Source organism: Bacillus sp. FSL L8-0654 (assembly GCF_038629965.1).
GTDB lineage: Bacteria > Bacillota > Bacilli > Bacillales > Bacillaceae > Bacillus > Bacillus safensis.
In genome coordinates, this window is sequence record NZ_CP152026.1 from 2,707,969 (window position 1) to 2,726,513 (window position 18,545).

Annotated in this window: 19 protein-coding genes and 1 other annotated feature; of the genes, 4 read left to right on the top strand and 15 right to left on the bottom strand. The window is 41.2% G+C overall.

Translation table 11 applies throughout. From position 1 onward, the window contains the following. Nucleotides 1-12 precede the first annotated feature (12 nt). From MHH65_RS13920 to MHH65_RS13945, 6 genes are all read right to left on the bottom strand, one after another. Complete coding sequence (locus tag MHH65_RS13920) at nucleotides 13-1,512, bottom strand: extracellular solute-binding protein (protein WP_041114932.1); 1,500 nt, start codon at nucleotides 1,510-1,512, stop codon at nucleotides 13-15. Nucleotides 1,513-1,537: 25 nt separating this feature from the next. Next, complete coding sequence (locus MHH65_RS13925; protein ID WP_087976618.1) at nucleotides 1,538-2,398, bottom strand: carbohydrate ABC transporter permease; 861 nt, start codon at nucleotides 2,396-2,398, stop codon at nucleotides 1,538-1,540. 219 nt (nucleotides 2,399-2,617) lie between these two features. Then, nucleotides 2,618-3,370, bottom strand: coding sequence for an NAD(P)-dependent oxidoreductase (locus tag MHH65_RS13930; RefSeq protein WP_268414244.1), 753 nt, complete (start codon nucleotides 3,368-3,370; stop codon nucleotides 2,618-2,620). 46 nt (nucleotides 3,371-3,416) lie between these two features. Beyond that, nucleotides 3,417-4,319 carry a dienelactone hydrolase family protein gene (locus MHH65_RS13935; protein ID WP_268414246.1) on the bottom strand — a complete coding sequence of 301 codons (903 nt, stop codon included), beginning with the start codon at nucleotides 4,317-4,319 and terminating at the stop codon, nucleotides 3,417-3,419. Between the two features lie 130 nt (nucleotides 4,320-4,449). Continuing rightward, nucleotides 4,450-6,864, bottom strand: coding sequence for a leucine--tRNA ligase (leuS, locus tag MHH65_RS13940; RefSeq protein WP_268414249.1), 2,415 nt, complete (start codon nucleotides 6,862-6,864; stop codon nucleotides 4,450-4,452). 97 nt (nucleotides 6,865-6,961) lie between these two features. After that, nucleotides 6,962-7,183: a binding site (T-box leader), on the bottom strand. Between the two features lie 103 nt (nucleotides 7,184-7,286). Further along, nucleotides 7,287-7,616, bottom strand: coding sequence for a DUF4257 domain-containing protein (locus tag MHH65_RS13945; protein ID WP_008343006.1), 330 nt, complete (start codon nucleotides 7,614-7,616; stop codon nucleotides 7,287-7,289). Between the two features lie 422 nt (nucleotides 7,617-8,038). Between MHH65_RS13945 and MHH65_RS13950 the strand changes: the two genes are divergently transcribed. Then, nucleotides 8,039-8,842: an STAS domain-containing protein gene (locus tag MHH65_RS13950; protein ID WP_024426208.1), complete on the top strand. Its 804-nt coding sequence runs from the start codon at nucleotides 8,039-8,041 to the stop codon at nucleotides 8,840-8,842. 288 nt (nucleotides 8,843-9,130) lie between these two features. After that, nucleotides 9,131-9,829 carry a hypothetical protein gene (locus tag MHH65_RS13955; RefSeq protein ID WP_024426209.1) on the top strand — a complete coding sequence of 233 codons (699 nt, stop codon included), beginning with the start codon at nucleotides 9,131-9,133 and terminating at the stop codon, nucleotides 9,827-9,829. A gap of 65 nt (nucleotides 9,830-9,894) precedes the next feature. Here MHH65_RS13955 and MHH65_RS13960 read toward each other — a convergent pair whose 3' ends face one another. The 7 genes from MHH65_RS13960 to MHH65_RS13990 all read right to left on the bottom strand — a co-directional run bounded on the left by MHH65_RS13960 (nucleotide 9,895) and on the right by MHH65_RS13990 (nucleotide 14,772). Beyond that, entirely contained in the window at nucleotides 9,895-11,205 is a 1,311-nt protein-coding gene (locus MHH65_RS13960) for an FtsX-like permease family protein (protein WP_335350898.1), read from the bottom strand. Further along, a complete protein-coding gene (locus MHH65_RS13965) occupies nucleotides 11,195-11,893 on the bottom strand; it encodes an ABC transporter ATP-binding protein (protein ID WP_024424897.1) in 699 nt (232 codons plus the stop codon). Before MHH65_RS13965 ends, MHH65_RS13960 begins: the two co-directional genes overlap by 11 nt. Nucleotides 11,894-11,914: 21 nt before the next feature. Beyond that, entirely contained in the window at nucleotides 11,915-12,901 is a 987-nt protein-coding gene (locus tag MHH65_RS13970; protein WP_024426210.1) for an ABC transporter permease subunit, read from the bottom strand. Further along, nucleotides 12,895-13,773: an ABC transporter ATP-binding protein gene (locus tag MHH65_RS13975; protein ID WP_024426211.1), complete on the bottom strand. Its 879-nt coding sequence runs from the start codon at nucleotides 13,771-13,773 to the stop codon at nucleotides 12,895-12,897. The genes MHH65_RS13970 and MHH65_RS13975 overlap by 7 nt, the downstream gene beginning before the upstream one ends. Next, on the bottom strand, nucleotides 13,766-14,158 hold the full coding sequence (locus tag MHH65_RS13980; protein ID WP_024426212.1) for a GntR family transcriptional regulator: 393 nt from the start codon (nucleotides 14,156-14,158) through the stop codon (nucleotides 13,766-13,768). The genes MHH65_RS13975 and MHH65_RS13980 overlap by 8 nt, the downstream gene beginning before the upstream one ends. Before the next feature lie 17 nt (nucleotides 14,159-14,175). Next, nucleotides 14,176-14,355, bottom strand: a complete 180-nt coding sequence (locus MHH65_RS13985) for a hypothetical protein (RefSeq protein WP_024426213.1) — start codon at nucleotides 14,353-14,355, stop codon at nucleotides 14,176-14,178. Nucleotides 14,356-14,496: 141 nt separating this feature from the next. Next, a complete protein-coding gene (locus MHH65_RS13990; RefSeq protein ID WP_024426214.1) occupies nucleotides 14,497-14,772 on the bottom strand; it encodes a YtzC family protein in 276 nt (91 codons plus the stop codon). A gap of 152 nt (nucleotides 14,773-14,924) precedes the next feature. Between MHH65_RS13990 and MHH65_RS13995 the strand changes: the two genes are divergently transcribed. Next, entirely contained in the window at nucleotides 14,925-15,890 is a 966-nt protein-coding gene (locus MHH65_RS13995) for a TIGR01212 family radical SAM protein (protein ID WP_017358356.1), read from the top strand. Continuing rightward, entirely contained in the window at nucleotides 15,887-16,459 is a 573-nt protein-coding gene (locus tag MHH65_RS14000) for a class I SAM-dependent methyltransferase (RefSeq protein WP_024426215.1), read from the top strand. The genes MHH65_RS13995 and MHH65_RS14000 overlap by 4 nt, the downstream gene beginning before the upstream one ends. Before the next feature lie 178 nt (nucleotides 16,460-16,637). Here MHH65_RS14000 and MHH65_RS14005 read toward each other — a convergent pair whose 3' ends face one another. Together MHH65_RS14005 and MHH65_RS14010 are read right to left on the bottom strand one after the other, a co-directional pair. Then, entirely contained in the window at nucleotides 16,638-17,717 is a 1,080-nt protein-coding gene (locus MHH65_RS14005; RefSeq protein WP_024424905.1) for a tetraprenyl-beta-curcumene synthase family protein, read from the bottom strand. Between the two features lie 30 nt (nucleotides 17,718-17,747). Continuing rightward, on the bottom strand, nucleotides 17,748-18,527 hold the full coding sequence (locus MHH65_RS14010; protein ID WP_024424906.1) for an alpha/beta hydrolase: 780 nt from the start codon (nucleotides 18,525-18,527) through the stop codon (nucleotides 17,748-17,750). Nucleotides 18,528-18,545 lie beyond the last annotated feature (18 nt).

An 18,545-nucleotide genomic window follows, 5' to 3' on the forward strand; every position in this document is an offset into this window, starting at 1 on the left:
TGTTCCTATTGGTCATTTTGATTTTTTAAAGGAAGCTTCATATTCTTCTATGATTTTATTCCCACCATTGGATTTCCACTTCTCTACATCCTTCTGAAATTGATCTTCACTGATATCTCCAAGAATGAACTTATACGTCGCATCATCGATGATTTTCTTCAATTCGTTTCCACGCTCTGATGCTGTTTCTGAATACAGGCTTTCAGCAGGATTGGCAACGATGATGTTTTGATTGTCTTCTTCTAGCTCTTCATATTTAGAACGAACTGCATCCCCTTTATTTTTCAAGTAACGTTTATCAATTCCTACAAGACTGACAAGCGGCTGTACATCTGTCTGCCAGCTTTTCACTTGGCTTTCTTCCCTGACAAATGTATTTCCTTCTTCTTTCTTATAATGCTGGCCATCTATACCGTACGTCATGAGACCATATACATCTTCTTCGGCAATGCGGTCAAAGAAGGCCAAAATCCGCTTTAATTCTGCCTCTGATTTCACGCTTGTTTTAGGGAATGCGAAGATGCCATTATGCCCCCCTGATGCCCACACACGTTCTTTGCCATCTGGGCCTTTGATTCGGTTGATAATATCTACTTTCATGTTTTTATCTGTCGCATCATCTCTCAGGTTCACGGCATCTACCATATTTCCAACATAGATGCCTGCTTTTCCTTGTGAGAATAATTCCTGCTGCTGTGTTTTGCTTGTCACTGGGAAGTCTTTGTTAATATAGCCATTGTCGCGCAGCTTTTTCATGTATTTCATTGTATTCATGTACTCATCTGTCATAAAGTCTGGCGTGAATTTCCCGTTTTCTTCTTTCCAGTCTGTGGGCATTCCTTCATATGAACCAAGTGTTTTAAATGCGCCATAAATTAAATCGTTCCGATCCGTAAAGCCAATTGTATCCGCTTTTCCATTTTGATTCGGGTCTTTTTCAGTAAAGGCTTTGGCTACTTCATATAGATCATCCAATGTTTTTGGTGTATCCAAATTTAAATTTTCAAGCCAATCCTTTCGAATGACAATCCCTTGTCTTGAAAGTGGTCTTTCTCTATAGATGCCATAAAGCTTGCCGTCTATAGAAGCGTTTTTATTAATCAGTTCGTTCATCTTACTTAAATTTGGATAATCCTTTAAATACGGACCGACTTCCCAAAACATGCCTGATCTGAACGCATTAATCGCAGACGAATTTTTAATGTCTTGAATCGTCACAATTTGCGGCAAATTCCCTGCTGCAAGTGCGGAATTTAAACGATCTTCCTTCACAGCATCAGGCACCCATGTAATATCAAGCTCTGTATTTGTGAGCTTCTCAATCTCTTTTAAAACGGAATCCTTCGGCGGCTGCTGATGATATAAAATCGCCATCCATGTCAGCTTTACCTTTTTGTCTAAATCAACCTTCTCATCTGATGAGTTTGCCCCTTTACTTGAACACGCTGACAGAATACCGCTTGCTGCAAATAACAGGACAAACGCAAGCAGCCATAATTTCTTTCTCCCCATAAAATCCCTCCGTTGTTCCATCTTTTTAACCCTTTACAGAACCTAGTAATGCCCCTTTGTTGAAATGCTTTTGAATAAATGGATAGACAAGCAGAACCGGAATGGTTGCCACAACGATCACAGCCATTTTAATCGTCTGGTCTGGCGGTGGTGTGGATGAGCCCATATCCGACATATCTCCCTGCATTCCGCTTGAGACAATGACAATCTGTCTCAGCAGCACCTGAATCGGCCACTTCACTGAATCATTTAAATACAGAATGGCAGTCATATACGTATTCCAATACGTCACGGCATAAAAAAGTGAAATGGTTGCAATGGCTGGCAAAGAAAGTGGCAGCACAATTTTAAAGAAAATCCCTAAATCGTTACAGCCGTCCATCTTCGCTGATTCCTCAAGACTTGCCGGTATGTTTTGAAAAAAGTTTTTCAAAATGATTAAATTGAACGCATTGATTGCAACCGGTAGAATAAGTGACCAATACGTATCAAGCAGACCAAGTGTTTTCACCACAATAAACGTCGGAATCATCCCTCCGCTAAACAGCATCGTGAAAACAACGAGAAACATCAGTGTTCTCCGGCCTTTTAGCTCCTGACGAGACAGCCCGTATGCCATAAGCGAGGACAAAAACATACTGACAGCTGTTCCAACGAGCGTCACAAGAATGGACACAATGAGGCTGCGATACACAATATCTGTAGAAAAAATATATCGATATGCCTCTAGAGAAAACGTCGTCGGGAACAAGATAAACTTCTTGGTGATGACCTCTTCTACTGTTGCAAAAGAGGCGGCAATGACATGGATGAACGGAAGCACACATATTAATGCGAACATGAGTAGAAAAGAGTAATTAAATAAATTGAACAATCGGCCTTTAATAGAACGATCTATGTTCATCACGCCCTTTCTTTGAAAGCGTTATCATTTCATCTGAAAGTAAGCTGCAGCCTGTGACGATATCGTGATTAAAATGTAACAAACGGGGTAAGAAAGCGTCTATAATCATTTTGACAGACCAACTGGATAGATCATATCAGCCGTGCTTTTATGCTCATGAAACAAAAGAATAAGATCATTAGCTCATGACATGATTATGCCTTATGCTCGATCATTTTCTTCGAGGATTTCCGTCGTATTGACATCTGGTTCATAGCCTAACTCCTGCTTCGTTTTCTCAATAGACCACGGCTTTTCTTCATTCTCTGATACAGCATAATAGGTCCCAAAGGAGATATTCGTTTCAATCGCTGCCTTTATCATACCTGCAAGATCTTCATGTGACAGCAGTGTTCTTTTTGTTCTTTGTTTTTTGTGTAATGCCGTCATCTCATCTGTCACCACTGTTCCAATTCTTAAATTGATGACAGACATTCCCGTTTGATCGTGGAACAAACGCCCTAGCTGTTCGGAAGCAAATTTTAAAATGCCATAGACATTTTTAGTCGCAGGCACATCGTCAGTTGTAATCTGCCGCCCAAGTAAGGAGCGTCCATCCTCTTCATAACGATCTGTCACATGGTTGCTGCTTGCAAAAATGACTTTTCGAATTCCAAGCCGCGCGGCTGAACGAAACATATAATAGGTACTCCTCCAAAAAATATCAGTCATTTTTGCAAATTCTTCATGATCCATCACATCATGCGTCATGTCCATGTTTAGAAGATGCAAGATGACATCTGTATCCCGCGGAATTGCCTCATATACATTCTGTTCATTCGCTGCATCGGCTAAAATGACTCCTTCTACACAGCTTGTTAGATCAATAATCGTGACGCTGTACTCATCAGAGAGCGCTTTTGTTAAAAGACGTCCAATCACACCGCATCCGCCAATGATGGTGATTTTTTTCATCTGTCTCCTCCTTTCTTTTGACGTAGTATGTCCAAGCGTTTCTTGATTACAGCCACTTTTTCAAAAATCGTGTCGCCTCGTGACGCATAGTGGCTGTTTCAAAATGACCTGCATGAAGACGGGTAAGCTGATATCGTTCTTTCAATGAAGCAGCTTCATAGGTTTGACTCAATACCTTTTGAATCCTTCCAACGCCTTCAGCAGGCGTGAGCTGATCAAGTTTTCCAACTAAGCTTAAATGCGGTCTTGGAAAAATCATTTCTTGAATGTCCGCTGCTGTAAAATGCTTCGCCAAGCTCGGTACATAGTAATAAAAGCCATGTCTGTCCAAATTGTTCGTTTCAATTAATGTATGATGGTCCACCTGTGCACAAAGATCAATACACACACTGACCCTCTCATCAAGTGCAGCCGTCCACCAGGAAAGAAGACCGCCCATTGACATCCCAAAGACAGCTAACCTGTCCGCCAGCACATCAGATCGAGACAGCAAATAATCAATCGCACACATACTTTCATACAGCATCATGCCCCACATCACTTTTCCTGTTAAAAGCATTTCCTTAAAAATTTCACTTTCTGTTCTTCCTCTTCTCTCACCAAACCCTGCATGATCAATGGCCAGTACACTATATCCTTTAGACGTAAACTCTTTTGCATATGAAGGCGTTTGCAAATAATGAGCACCTTTTAACAGCTCTTCCTTCCCATTCACGTAATTCCCGCCATGTGAATGCTGGAACAGCACAACGGGTCTTTTTTTCACCGTATCTTTCGGTTTCACAAAATAAGCAGGGACTTCCTCTACACCATTCATAGAGAGAATGAGAGTTTCCACTACATATGATTCACGTTCTTCCATTTTTAACGTATAAGCCTCCACGCGATGACGTTCTGGCATTTCTCCTAACAGACTGAGCAGTTGTTCACGTTTGCTTTCCTTTTCCATTGACGTCACTCCTCATTTTCTTGATCACCTGTTAAAATACGAGACCAATGCGGGAATCACCTTGTTTTCGACAAAATTATGTCCCGGGAAATAAAGAACACCCACCGGTTCATACCGATGGGTGTCATCATTAGTTCGCAACAATATTGACAAGCTTCCCAGGAACTGCAATCACTTTACGAATGGTTTTCCCTTCAAGCTGTTCTTTTACACGTGCATCATTTTTCGCAAGCTCTTCTAACTGCTCCCTTGTTGCATCAGCAGGAACGGTTAATTTTGCTTTTACTTTACCGTTAAGCTGTACAACAATTTCTACTTCATCGTCGACAAGCTTTGACTCATCATATTGAGGCCATGCTTCATAAGAAATAGATCCTTCATGACCAAGTTTATTCCAAAGCTCTTCTGCTAAATGCGGTGCAATTGGAGAAAGAAGCTTTACAAAGCCTTCTGCATATTCTTTCGGCAGTGTATCCGCCTTATAGGCATCGTTGATAAACACCATTAATTGTGAAATTCCTGTATTGAAACGCAAGCCTTCATAATGATCCGTTACCTTCATAACTGTTTCATGATAGCTGCGTTCTAATGCGCCGCCAGATTGCTCTGTCACTTTATCACTGAGTGAACCATCTTCATTTGTAAAGAGACGCCATACACGATCAAGGAAACGACGAGCGCCATCAAGTCCTGTTTCAGACCAAGCAATTGATGCATCTAAAGGTCCCATGAACATTTCATAAAGTCGTAATGTATCCGCACCATGAGATTCTACGATATCATCTGGGTTGACCACATTTCCTTTTGACTTACTCATTTTTTCATTGTTTTCCCCAAGAATCATACCTTGGTTGAACAATTTCATGAAAGGTTCTTTTGTTGGAACAACACCGATATCATACAAGAATTTATGCCAGAAGCGTGCATATAGAAGATGCAGTACAGCGTGTTCTGCTCCGCCGATATACACATCAACTGGAAGCCATTTCTTCAGCTTTTCAGGAGAGGCAAGCTCTTCTGTGTTATGAGGATCAATATAACGTAAGAAATACCAGCAGCTGCCTGCCCATTGCGGCATTGTATTCGTTTCGCGGCGGCCTTTTTTACCTGTAACAGGATCTACAACCTCAACCCAGTCTTTAATATTGGCTAATGGTGATTCACCTGTACCACTTGGCTTAATCTCTGTCGTCTTAGGCAAGATCAGTGGAAGCTCTTCTTCTGAAACAGCTGAAGATGTTCCGTCCTCCCAATGAATGATTGGAATCGGCTCACCCCAGTAGCGCTGACGGCTGAACAGCCAGTCTCTTAAACGATATGTGACTTTCTTTTCACCTTTTTGATGTTCTTCAAGCCATGCAATCGCTTTTTCAATCGCTTCTTCTTTTCCTAACCCATTTAGGAAATCAGAGTTAATGTGCTTTCCATCACCTGTGTAGGCTTCTTTTTCAATGTCTCCGCCTTCTACAACTTCTTTAATTGGAAGATCAAAGGTTTTGGCGAATTCATAGTCACGTTCATCATGGGCAGGAACTGCCATAATGGCTCCAGTTCCATAAGTCGCCAGCACGTAATCGGCAATCCAGATCGGCATCTTTTCACCATTTAAAGGATTGATGGCATACGCTCCTGTGAAAATACCTGTCTTCGTTTTAGCAAGATCTGTCCGCTCTAAGTCACTCTTTGATTGAATCTCTTTGATATACGCTTTAACAACTTCTTTTTGAGCATCTGATGTAATTTTTTCAACAAGTGCATGCTCTGGTGCAAGCACTGCATATGTTGCGCCAAATAGTGTATCAGGACGCGTTGTGAAAACCGTAAACTGTTCGTCATGTCCTTCTACTTCAAAATGAACGTGCGCTCCTTCAGAGCGTCCGATCCAGTTACGCTGCATATCTTTGATGCTTTCAGGCCAATCAATGTCCTCTAAATCTTCTAACAGCCTGTCCGCATATGCTGTAATCTTTAGCATCCACTGCTTCATAGGACGTCTTTCAACAGGATGGCCTCCGCGTTCACTTTTTCCATCAATGACTTCTTCATTTGCAAGCACTGTGCCAAGCGCTGGGCACCAGTTCACTGGTACTTCATCGATATAGGCCAATCCTTTTTCGTACAATTTTAAGAAAATCCATTGTGTCCATTTGTAGTAATTCGGATCTGTCGTGTTGATTTCTCGATCCCAATCATACGAGAACCCTAGTGATTGAATTTGGCGGCGGAAGTTATTGATGTTCTCTTCTGTAAAGGCCGCCGGATCATTTCCTGTATCAAGTGCATACTGTTCTGCCGGGAGCCCAAATGCGTCCCACCCCATTGGATGAAGAACATCATATCCCTGCATACGTTTCATGCGTGATAGAATATCCGTTGCTGTATAGCCCTCAGGGTGCCCGACATGAAGCCCTGCTCCTGATGGATATGGAAACATATCAAGTGCATAAAACTTCGGTTTATCTTCCGAGTCAGATGTGGCGAATGTTTTATGTGTCAGCCAATAATCCTGCCACTTCTTTTCAATTTCCCGATGCTGAAAACTCAATGTGAAAACCTCCTTTAATATGTACGGCTTTATCTGCTTAGATGACCACTGCAAGAATTCAGATTTTTCTAAAATCAACAAAAAACCCTCATCCCTGGAAAGGGACGAGAGATTTTTTGGTTCCCGCGGTACCACCCTTGTTAGCGTAACATGCTGTTCGTACGCTCACTTAATATCTTTAACGCAGACATGCGACAGAAGCTTTAACGCAACTGCAACTCTGAGGCGAGTTCAGAAGCAGATTTGATTGACTTTCACCAGCCGTCAATTCTCTAAAGACAAATACTGCTTTCCTACTACTCCTCTTCACTGTTCTTATCGTAACCGTCATCTAAGTAGTATTTTATAGAATTATGATCATAAGTGCAAGCAGGTTTGTATACAATGGGAATGTACCCTAGACTAGGGTAAAGTAGAGGATATTATTCGTGTGGAGATCGGTTATGACGGTTGGAGCCTGCATCCTGTGAACGTTCTTCTCTCACAAAATCGAAGCTTCGCAGAACTGCTTCTCCTCCGTAACCTGAAATAATGGATAAGATGATCAAGTGCAGACTAGATTCGGGATTTGAGGATAAGACAAGCAGTGTAGCGGCAATCATCCCAACGAGCCAATCTTCAATAAACCCTAAGTAAATAAACTTTTTTGTCATTCTGGGCTTCTCTAGCCTGCCTTTTTTCTTTACGTGACCGAGAATGCCCATGACCCCTCCAATGGCGCAAGCAATAATGACTTGTTGCAGCATTTTCATCACCTTCCTAAAGCCCTTAGAATAGTAAAGCGACTTCAGGCTGTCCAGCCCCCTGTAATGCCATTCTGCTGTTCCGTCATAATCCATGTAAAAGGTCTATTCTCTCTAACGAAGAAAAAAAGCTTGTTTCTTCCATTATATGTGAATGACCCAAAAACAATCTTGATGCATTGGAATCATTTTTACCTAATCCATATTAACTATTTTTGTCATTTTATGAATGATGAGTAATTGATTCCTTCTTTTTCTAATGAAAAGTCTCCTTACTTACTCTATTCTAATGGAGGACAAACTATGATGACAAATTTAACAAAGCGTTTGCAATCGTTGAAACAGAACATATGTTATGTTACGTTTAAAAGGATTCATTTGGTTGAAAAGACAACCATTTGATATGTCTTATAGCAGCAAAGGAGGGTAATATGGTCAGCTCGAACATTTTCGGCTTGCAAAAACAGCTTGAACTCATCAAAAAAGCGCTGGATCATGCGCGGATCGGTGTTGTCATTACAGACCCTTCCTTAGAGGATAACCCTATCGTTTATGTGAATCACGGCTTTACACAAATGACTGGATACAAACCAGATGAGATTCTTGGTCGTAATTGTCGATTCCTTCAAGGAAAAGACACGGATCAAAAGCAGCTAGCTTTAATTCGTCATGGAATTCAAAACAAAACACCTATTACCACACAGCTAAAAAATTATAAAAAAGACGGCACTTTTTTTTGGAATGAACTCAATATAGATCCTCTATACATTGAACAAGATGACAAAACATTTTTCATTGGTTTTCAAAAGGATATTACGAAACAGAAAGAATATGAACAGCTCCTAGAAGATTCCTTACAGGAAGTCACCTCTCTTTCGACGCCAATCGTCCCAATCAAAAATGGTGTATCTGCTCTTCCGCTTATCGGAAAATTATCTGAAGAACGCTTTGATGCCATTGTCGCTAAGTTAACCTGTATATTAGATGATTCAAAGGATGATTATTTAATTGTCGACCTTTCTGGTTTAATCGAGGTCGATGATTCCGTCGCAGCACGTATTTTCAAACTGCATCATCTTCTCAATCTAACTGGAACCGAACTGATCATCACTGGGATTAAGCCGCAGCTTGCGCTGAAAATGAAAGACCTCGATACAGATTTCCAGAATACAATCACTTATTTGACAGTAAAAGAAGCCATAAAAGGATTACCATTAGCTGAAAACCCTGTGTAAACAGGGTTTTTCAGATGGTTGACAAAGGGCTAAAATGATCTTTATTTTAGCCCTTTGTCTTCTATTCAGCGTGATAGAAAACCTTTGCAGTCTAGGAAGGGCGAGCACCGGAGCGGAGCGAATTCGACATTCGTGAGCACCGGAGCGCAGACCTGACAACCAATGCGAGGGTTTGTCTACACGCTGGAAAACCCTGTGTAAACAGGTTTTTTTTAATTGAACCGCTCCCCAAAATGGAAAAATGAGGTATGATAGGTGTAAATAGCAATTTAGGGGGGGCTGTTAGATATGTTTTTACTCATATTAGGTCTTTTATGTGTTTGTTTTGCCATCGGGTATGCTGTCAATTTCTTCTTACTCAAACGCAAGAACGAGCTGATTTTTTCAAAGAAACTTTTTTATCCATTTTTGATCATTGGTCTCTTCTTTTCCATTATGTCATTACCGCTTACTGCTGGAAATGCGCCAAAGGCACAAGCCGATCCATCTTCCGAACAGCTGTTAAAGGATCAAAAGGAACTCTCATCTGACATTTCGCGCTTAAAAGCTGATAAAGAGTCGCTTACCTCCTCTTTAGAAGATGCGGAGAAGGAAAAAGAAAAGCTGGAAAAGAAGCTAGAAACCATCACCTCAGAAAAAGAAACGGTCAAGCAGCAAGAGAAGACCATTCAATCGCTTGAAGAGAAAATAGACAAGCTCACCTCCAGCAATGAAACACTCAAACAAGAAATCAAGAATAGCAGCAGCGATACGAAGTCTTCCACCGTCCAGCGCTCCGCACCTAAAGATGAAGGAAAAAGCACAGGCGGTCATGAATCACAAAAGGAAACAAAAAAAGAATCGGCTGCCTGTAACATTAAAGGGAGTGTCAATGGTATTTACCACACACCAAGCAGCAGATACTACTCTAGAACAAAGAATGTAACCAAAATGTTCTGCTCAGTAGAAGAAGCAGAGCGTGCCGGATACAGGGCACCTAAGCAATAGCGATGTTTAATTAAGATAAAAAAGAACCTCCTGAGCGCCCAATCGGGTTTACAGGAGGTTCTTTTTTAGATTTCTCTTCTTAAAGCTGCTAATACATTCGTTTTTGTTGCCTTACGTGCCGGGTTAAGCCCTGAAATGATCGCTACCCCTGCGCTGATCACAGTCGCTGTAATGACAAGGCTGAGTGGAATATAGGAAAAAGTAATCGAGAATTGATCGCTTGATCCTCCCTCAGACATGGACGACAAAATGGCTGGGATGATTAAATTAACGGCGAAACTAATCAAATATGAGATGATAATACCGATGATTGATCCGATGACTCCAATATAAGCACTTTCCATTAGGAACATCCGCTTGATAATGGATGGATTCGCGCCAATGGCTTTCATAATCCCAATCTCTTGTGTTCGCTCTGTTACCGCCATGGTCATCGTATTGAAAATTCCGATGGCAGAAATAATGACTGCAATACATCCGACAAAAATGAGTCCAATTTTGAAGACCGTAAAGAACATATCCATTCCTTCAAGCTGGTTCGTTACAGAGATGACTTGATAGCCCTCATCTGTCAGTTTATTCGTGAGCGTACCGACATTGTCGAATTTATCTGCATAAACAGAAGTCATTTTCTCGACATTTCCTGCTTCAGGAGACAGGTCGAGTATTTGACCAAATTCTTTTTCATAAGCATTCGGTATCAGAATTTTATGATCCTCCTGCCACTCTAAATTCGGCTTTTTCAAAACACCTACTACACGGAAATCAAATGTTTTTTCTTTAACGACTTCCCCTTCTTCATTTAGTTTTGGCACTTTGATTTGAATCACTTTATTTAAAATATCCTTCGTGTAGCCTTTTGGCTCCTTCGGTGTTTCTTCCCCATTTGACGTCTGGTTTAATTCTTTTTCATAGTCTTCGCGTTCTTTTTTTGTCCACAGTTGCTGCGCCATATGATACCCAACCACAATTTCGTTCGCTGATGTTGGGACTTTTCCTCGGTCTAGCTCAAGTCCTGCTTCTTTTTCTTCTTTCATATCAGTCAAAGCAGCCTGCGTTTCACTTGAACGGTTATCGAGCTCGACGTTAACCGATGGATTGATCGCCGTTCTTGAGACGACAGATTTCACATGATCATATTTCTTTAAATCATCAATCTTAACGTCTCCTTTTTCTTTTCCTAACACTTTAATTTCTGTGATGATTTGCTGTTTCATAATTTCATCTTGAGCTGATTTTTGCAAACCAAAACCGACAGACGCTAGAACGATTAAGAAAGAGCATGCCATTGTCGTCGCAAGAATGGTCATAAACACACGCAATCTATTTTTCTTCATATTTCTTCTAATGAATTTGACCTGATCTCTAAATTTCAATGGATTGTTCCCCTTTCTTTAATACACCATCGTGAAGCTGGAACGTTGTGTCTGCGATTGAAGCGACTTCATCGTCATGTGTAATGATGACAAATGTAATTCCTTTTTCGCGATTGAGCTGCTGGATAAAGGCTAAAATTTCTCCTTCAGTTTCTGAATCCAGACTACCTGTTGGTTCATCCGCTAAAATAATAGATGGATTTAAAATCAAGGCTCTTGCAATACTCACACGCTGCTGCTGTCCGCCTGACAGCTCATTTGGGTAATGTCCTGCATGATGTTCGAGTCCTACTCGCTTCAGCATTTCTTTTACTTTCGCCTTTCGTTCAGACGGCTTCACCCCTTTTAAAGTAAGCGGAAGTTCAACATTCTCATACGTTGTTAAGCTCCCGATCAACTGAAAGCTTTGAAAGATAAAGCCAAAGTGATCTAAGCGAAAGTCTGCCCATTCTTTTTCATTAAAGCCGGTCACATCGGTGCCATCAATGACAATTTTTCCGCTCGTTGGCGTAATATAGCCTGATATTAAGTTCAATAAAGTCGATTTCCCCGAACCACTTCGTCCAACAATACAAGCAATATCGCCTCTTTTGATGGACAGGTCAATCCCTTTCAGCACAGGAATTTCATTTTCCCTGCCCTTTTTACCAATTTTAAATACATGATCTAATGCTTGAATCTGAATCATCTCTACTCCCCTGCTCTCTGTTTATCTTTTTCTATAGATTAAGAAATAACTCGTTAAGGCGCCTACGACTCCACCGATGAGCATGCCAACGATATAACCAAATATGGAATTATCTGAAGAAAAACCAAACCATCCAAACCCTAGAACACCGAAGACAATGACCATAATCTGAATAGGTCTATCCATACTTGAGTAAAGGAAGAAGCGGCCATTTCTTTCAATTGGATGTTTTATAAAGCTAATTAAGCCAATTAGATAAAACAGAACCACCATGACAATAGGTATAATGATTTTTTCGCCTGAGAACCAAAGAGGATAATCAGATCGGAAAGGTTCATCTATAATATAGTTGATTGGAGATATAGGCGATATCAAATAAGCGAAGCTCTTATCTAACCAACTCCCACTTGTCTTGATGATAAAATCTACATGAACAAGCGGTAATCCGATCACTAAAAAGGGTAAAATAGCTGTGCTGAACCCAACGATTGCTTGCGCAATGGAACTTCCGGTTAAAGTACCCGCTGCAAAAAATAAACTATAAAACATCAAGGAGGACACAAGCGAAATGATATAAACGCTATGAAAGCCAGGTGTCTCTAGTGGGTTAAGTCCTAAAATAAGTAAATAAGTAAGAACATAAGAAACGGCATGAGCGACTGCAATGATTCCAGCACCTAAGAAAAACTTTGTGTGATAGATTGTACTCCTGCTAAATGGTAAGGATAAGGTAAAATCCATCTGCCCTTTATTTCTCTCAAATCCAAGCTGCATGACAGCAAAGAAAATTCCCATTAGCCATGAAAGAGAGAGGAATGGATCCGTCTTAAAGATATAAGAAAAACGTGGTGCATCCGTAATACACTCTGTATCGTTTAGGCACGTTTGAAAAGACGAATATTCCATTAAGAATGCGAAGGGCGTCGCAAGCGCAGCAACAAGCATCACTAAAATGAATGTCAGCTCAGATTGCTTCCACTCCTTATATAATAATTGCCGCTTTACCATCTGCGTTTCCCTCCAAACTTTGCAATGAATACTTCTTCTAAATTCACAGGCAGTTCATGCCATACTTTTGGCTTCAGTGACTTCAAGTACTCTTTAGCTTCTTCGTCGGTTTTTAGAACAAGCGCTGTATAGAAAACGCCCGCTTGATCCAAAATCGCCACGCCATTTTTTCGAATACTTAAGTTCATATCTTCTTCAAAGGCCATTTGGATTTTGACATAGTCATTCTTTAATTCATCTAAATCCATGACACTTGTGAGCTGATTTCCTTCTAAAAATCCAATTCGATTACACATGCGTTCAATGTCCTCTAAGCGGTGAGATGTAATTAAAATCGTTGTTTGTCGTTCTGCCACCTCGTCAATCATCAGCTGAAGAACGTCATTTCTTGTGACGGCATCAATTCCATCAGTCGGCTCATCTAATAAAATGACAGCTGGTTTGATGGCAAAGCTTAAAATTAATGACAGCTGTTTCTTTAACCCTGTCGACAATTCACGATACTTTACTTTTTCCGGAATTTCATAGCGGTTCACAAGCTCATTGGCATAGGTCACATCAAACTTTGGATATATATGCTTTAACAGCTGGACAAGCTGTCCGTAATTGTATCTGTCAAAGTAGGGATTCACGACCGGCATGAATACAATATTTTGCTTTACTAAAGGGTGGTCTTTCACCAGTACGTCTTTAAAATAAATCTCTCCTTCATCTGGAAGAAGAATTTGCTGAATCAACCTGAGAAGTGTTGTTTTCCCAGAGCCATTCCGGCCAAGCAGACCGAAGATCTCACCTTCGCCTATTTTGAAGGAAACGTCGCTGAGTACTTCGCGTCCATTTAATTTCTTTGATACATTTCTAACCTCAATCAACTTGTTTTCCTCCTTTTAGACTTGAGCCGATCTCTTCCAGCCATTCCTTGAGCTGATGAATATCAATACCAGCATGATGAGCTTCTATGATGAGTTGTCTTAACTGTTCTTTCATCTGGAGCACCTTCCCTTCATTCAGCTTTAACTGAGCACCTTCTGTTACATACGTACCGCGGCCCCGCAGAGTTTCAATAATCCCTTCCCGCTCTAGCTCTTTATACGCTTTACTGACGGTGTTTGGGTTGGCAATGATAATGGTGGCGAGCTCTCTGACAGAGGGCAGTTTGTCACCTGGCTTCATCACGCCTTTTAAACATAAAATTTTGAGCTGCTCAATGATTTGTTCATATATTGGCGCAGCGCTTCTTGGATCTATTTGAATCATGATGACTCCCTCTTTCCTCATTCATGCTTTTGCAGTCCTATCGCTTGTTCATGTCCTTGCATTAAAGGAACTGAATTGGGTATCAAATCTTTTTGAACTTCAAAACCAATGAAAACAAGAACGAAAAAAAATGTACATGCTAACGCAACAGCCAGCACCATCCACTTCAAATTAATTGGGTTTTTTTCTTTTTTCATGGTTGAACACCTTTCTTCACTTTAAGTGTCTATAGTGTATTAGTTGATATAGTACACTTAATACAATATAGACACCCAGCATAAAAGTCAATAACTAATTAAGAAAATAAAAAACAGACCCTTAAAAGAAGGATCTGTTCATCATTCATTATCGTAGGAAATCCCTAAAATCATTTGATTTTGTAAGCTCTGAATTTGAACACGCGCCCTGTCTAATCGTTCTCTTTGCTGGTCATTGGCGACATCTTTTAATTTTTCTAATTCGTTGACCGTATTCTCAAGCATGAGCTGTGCTTTAGAAAACTCTTCCTCATTATAATGTTCCTGACGTGAGCTCAAATCAAATTGTTCACTTGCAAACTCAAGGGTTTCCGTACTTTTTTGAATAAATTCATCGATCGACTGCCTTGTTGCCATCTTACATTCCCTCCATTTCATCATCGCTCCCGCCTATTTTGCCCATGTAAAGCTTTTTCACTAAAGAAAATGTTGGACAGATTCAATTGTCCTCCTTCGTGATTTTTGTTAAACTTTAAGGATGCCTATTATTATGCAAGGAGGTTACTGACTTGGATCAGCATAACCCTTTTTTATATTCAAACAGCGAAAAACGTTATCACACATGGAACTACCATTTGCGTGAACACTTTGGTCATAAAGTATTTAAAGTAGCCTTAGACGGCGGCTTTGACTGCCCAAACCGTGATGGTACTGTAGCCCACGGCGGCTGTACATTTTGCAGTGCCGCTGGATCTGGTGATTTTGCAGGAAACCGGGCTGATGATCTCATCACTCAATTTAACGAAATCAAAGACCGGATGCATACAAAATGGAAAGACGGAAAATACATGGCGTATTTCCAGGCGTATACAAACACACACGCGCCGCTTCCTGTCCTAAAAGAAAAATATGAAACCGTCATGAATCTGGATGGTGTCGTAGGTCTATCCATTGCAACAAGACCTGACTGTCTGCCGGATGACGTAGTGGAGTATTTAGCCGAATTAAACGAACGCACTTACCTATGGGTAGAGCTTGGTCTTCAAACGGTACACGAACGGACAGCTATGCTCATTAACCGTGCTCATGATTATGAATGCTACGTTGAAGGTGTAGAAAAACTGAGAAAACACGGAATTCGTGTCTGCTCACATATCATCAATGGATTGCCTCTTGAAAACCGAGACATGATGATGGAAACAGCAAAAGCTGTTGCGGATTTAGATGTGCAGGGAATTAAAATTCATTTGCTTCACCTTTTAAAAGGGACTCCAATGGTCAAGCAATATGAAAAAGGAAAGCTTGAGTTTTTAAGCCAGGAGGAATATGTTCAGCTTGTTTGTGATCAGCTGGAGATTCTGCCGCCAGAAATGATTATTCACCGTATTACAGGGGACGGCCCAATTGAATTAATGGTTGGTCCAATGTGGAGTGTTAACAAGTGGGAAGTGCTCAATGCCATTAATGCTGAGCTCGAAAGACGTAACAGCTACCAAGGGAAACGTTTCGTCAGATTGGAAGAAGCAGCTAAATGATTTTGAAACGCATGCTTCCTTTTAGTAAAGAGCTGTTAGAACGCGCTTGTCAAAAAGGCGACATCGTCATAGATGCAACAATGGGAAACGGCCATGATACACTCTATTTAGCGGACCTTGTAGGAACTGAAGGACAAGTGTTTGCATTCGACGTGCAAGAGGAAGCCTTGCAGCAGACAAGCAAAAGGCTTGGCGGTCAATATCCTTACGTTCACCTGATCCATGATGGACATGAAAAACTGGCGGATCATCTTCCGAAGGATGTTTATGGACATATATCTGGTGCAGTGTTTAACCTTGGGTATCTGCCAGGAGGCGATAAAGCCGTCACCACTCAGGCTCATACAACCATTGAAGCCATCAAGCAGCTCCTCGAATGGCTCAAACCCGGAGGACTGATCGTCCTTGTGATCTACCATGGACATCCCGAAGGTAAAAGAGAAAAAGAAGTGCTTCTCGACTATTGCAGATCACTCCCTCATGAAGAGGTACAAGTTTTATCATATCAATACATGAATATTCAAAACGACCCGCCTTTTGTGGTCGCCATTGAAAAAAAGCTAAAATGATGTGCATTTTAGCTTTTTTCTTCTTTTCAGCGTGATAGAAAACCTTTGCAGTCTAGGAACGGGCGAGCACCGGAACGGAGCGAATTCGACATTCGTGAGTACCGGCGCGCAGACCTGACACCGAATGCGAGGGTTTGTCTACACGCTGAAGCTCAAATCCTAATGGATTTGAGCTTTTTTATGATGATTTCATCCAAGGCATTTTCTGATAAGTCCGATAGGCTCTTCCGTTAATATAGAAAAAGAACGATGTTTTCCCGCTTGATTTGATCAGCCTTTTTGCCAGCTTGTTCATCTCTTTTTGGGCTGTCACTTTTTCATCGGACAAATAGACCGCCAGTAATCCTCTGTTAATCAATTTGTGAAAGTTTTCATGCGGAATGCCTTTCAGCTGCTCATCCGCTTTTTCAATAAAATGCTGAAGTCTATCCATCATCTCATGATGAGAATCATAGTATGAGCAAAAGTTCAGATCTCCCCCAAGCCTGTCCTCTTCTTGGTCTATTAAATAATCGAGTAAAATGTGCAGACCTTGAATATAAGGGAAATAGCTTTCGTAAATTTGCTTCGCCTGCTTTTCTGTAAAATCAGGCTGCAGCGCATACGCCACAAGACAGAATATCCCTAACGTTGATCCCGCACAAGCTGAAAACTCATACCATTCCATCTTCGGCAAATCTTTTTCATACTGGCGGAACCATGACTCTAGCCGTGGTACACGCTCATGGGGAACAACGTGCTTATGTACTTGCAGGTCACTATAGTAATCACACAGCGTGTGTAAATATGGCTGAATGATCGGATAATGCCGAACGCGTGTAAGCACGTCTTGACATGTGCGGACAAGCGCATGTAAATATCCATGATCCTCTTGATCATCACGGAATTGATAGTATGGCTTGAGCTCAGCATGAATATCAAGCGCATCTCTCATCGCTTGATGCAGCATATGGAAATCCTTTGGATCAAGCGACGTGCTGCGGTCACAAAGGTTATCTAAGTAATCACTGATGGTTTGATACGCCACAATGAATTCAATGCACGTTTCTTTCTCTTCACCTGCCAGAAGAGATAAAATACCTCCGCCTTCACAGTGAAACGTTTTACTCGATATGCTCGCTAGTGCCTGCGTTCTCAGTTCTTCATTTTCAATCATTTCGGCATGAGCCCGCCACTTTTTCAGCTCCTGATGAACAAGCGGAAAAATATCTTTATACACTTTTGTCATCAGTGCAAAAGGACGCTCTGGTACTGACAAATCACTCCACCCCCAACTTAAAGCTCACAATCAAATATATTGATCTGTAAAGGCTCTTGCCGCCTTAAACACATCTTCTCTTTCTGGTTCATTAAAAATTTCGTGATACAGCTCTTCCCATTCACGGTATGATTTATTGGTTGATTCTATGCCATTGAACCATTTAATCACCCTCGTTTTATCGACGATCTTATCATCTCCCGCCTGCATTAAAAGGAGCGGGATCGATTTAAAGACATTCGTCGGCTGCATCGCCGCATCGATATTTTTGATCAGCTCTCGATACCAGCGAACCGACACCTTTGTCACGTAAAGAGAATCATTTGAATCTGCCTCAATGACCGCCTGATTTCGTGTGGCTAGTTCAATCGACAGCCCTGACTCCACTTTAAAAGACGGTGCCAGCACATTTAGACCTTTTGACGCAAAATCCATCAGCTTCTTCGGTTTAAATTGCAGACCTAAACAAGGTGATGATAAAATAAGGCCATTCAACTTCGTATGGGTATACTGCTTCATCCACTCAATTGAAATGAGTCCACCCATACTGTGTCCAAGTAAAAAAGTAGGAAGCCTGAATGATTTCGCATGCTCGATCCATTCATCGACTGTATCAATGTATTCTTGAAACGAACGAATGTGGCCTCGCGCACGTGTCGATGTGCCTTGCCCAGGCAAATCACCCATAACGACGTGATAGCCTGCATTCCGCCACATTTCAATCAGCCATTTATATCGGCCGTGATATTCACTCGCACCATGTACAATGACAATTGTACCAACTGGTCTTTCAGCATGCCAAGTCCACAAAGTAAACACCTCACAAAT

Coding starts and splice junctions, on each gene's coding strand:
- MHH65_RS13970 (WP_024426210.1), bottom strand. CDS start 12,901: ATGGTAAAGCGGCAATTATTATATAAGGAGTGGAAGCAATCTGAGCTG.
- MHH65_RS13920 (WP_041114932.1), bottom strand. CDS start 1,512: ATGGGGAGAAAGAAATTATGGCTGCTTGCGTTTGTCCTGTTATTTGCA.
- MHH65_RS13980 (WP_024426212.1), bottom strand. CDS start 14,158: ATGATTCAAATAGATCCAAGAAGCGCTGCGCCAATATATGAACAAATC.
- MHH65_RS13945 (WP_008343006.1), bottom strand. CDS start 7,616: ATGAAAATGCTGCAACAAGTCATTATTGCTTGCGCCATTGGAGGGGTC.
- MHH65_RS13930 (WP_268414244.1), bottom strand. CDS start 3,370: ATGAAAAAAATCACCATCATTGGCGGATGCGGTGTGATTGGACGTCTT.
- MHH65_RS13985 (WP_024426213.1), bottom strand. CDS start 14,355: ATGAAAAAAGAAAAAAACCCAATTAATTTGAAGTGGATGGTGCTGGCT.
- MHH65_RS13965 (WP_024424897.1), bottom strand. CDS start 11,893: ATGATTCAGATTCAAGCATTAGATCATGTATTTAAAATTGGTAAAAAG.
- MHH65_RS13950 (WP_024426208.1), top strand. CDS start 8,039: ATGGTCAGCTCGAACATTTTCGGCTTGCAAAAACAGCTTGAACTCATC.
- MHH65_RS13935 (WP_268414246.1), bottom strand. CDS start 4,319: ATGGAAAAGGAAAGCAAACGTGAACAACTGCTCAGTCTGTTAGGAGAA.
- MHH65_RS13990 (WP_024426214.1), bottom strand. CDS start 14,772: ATGGCAACAAGGCAGTCGATCGATGAATTTATTCAAAAAAGTACGGAA.
- MHH65_RS14000 (WP_024426215.1), top strand. CDS start 15,887: ATGATTTTGAAACGCATGCTTCCTTTTAGTAAAGAGCTGTTAGAACGC.
- MHH65_RS13955 (WP_024426209.1), top strand. CDS start 9,131: ATGTTTTTACTCATATTAGGTCTTTTATGTGTTTGTTTTGCCATCGGG.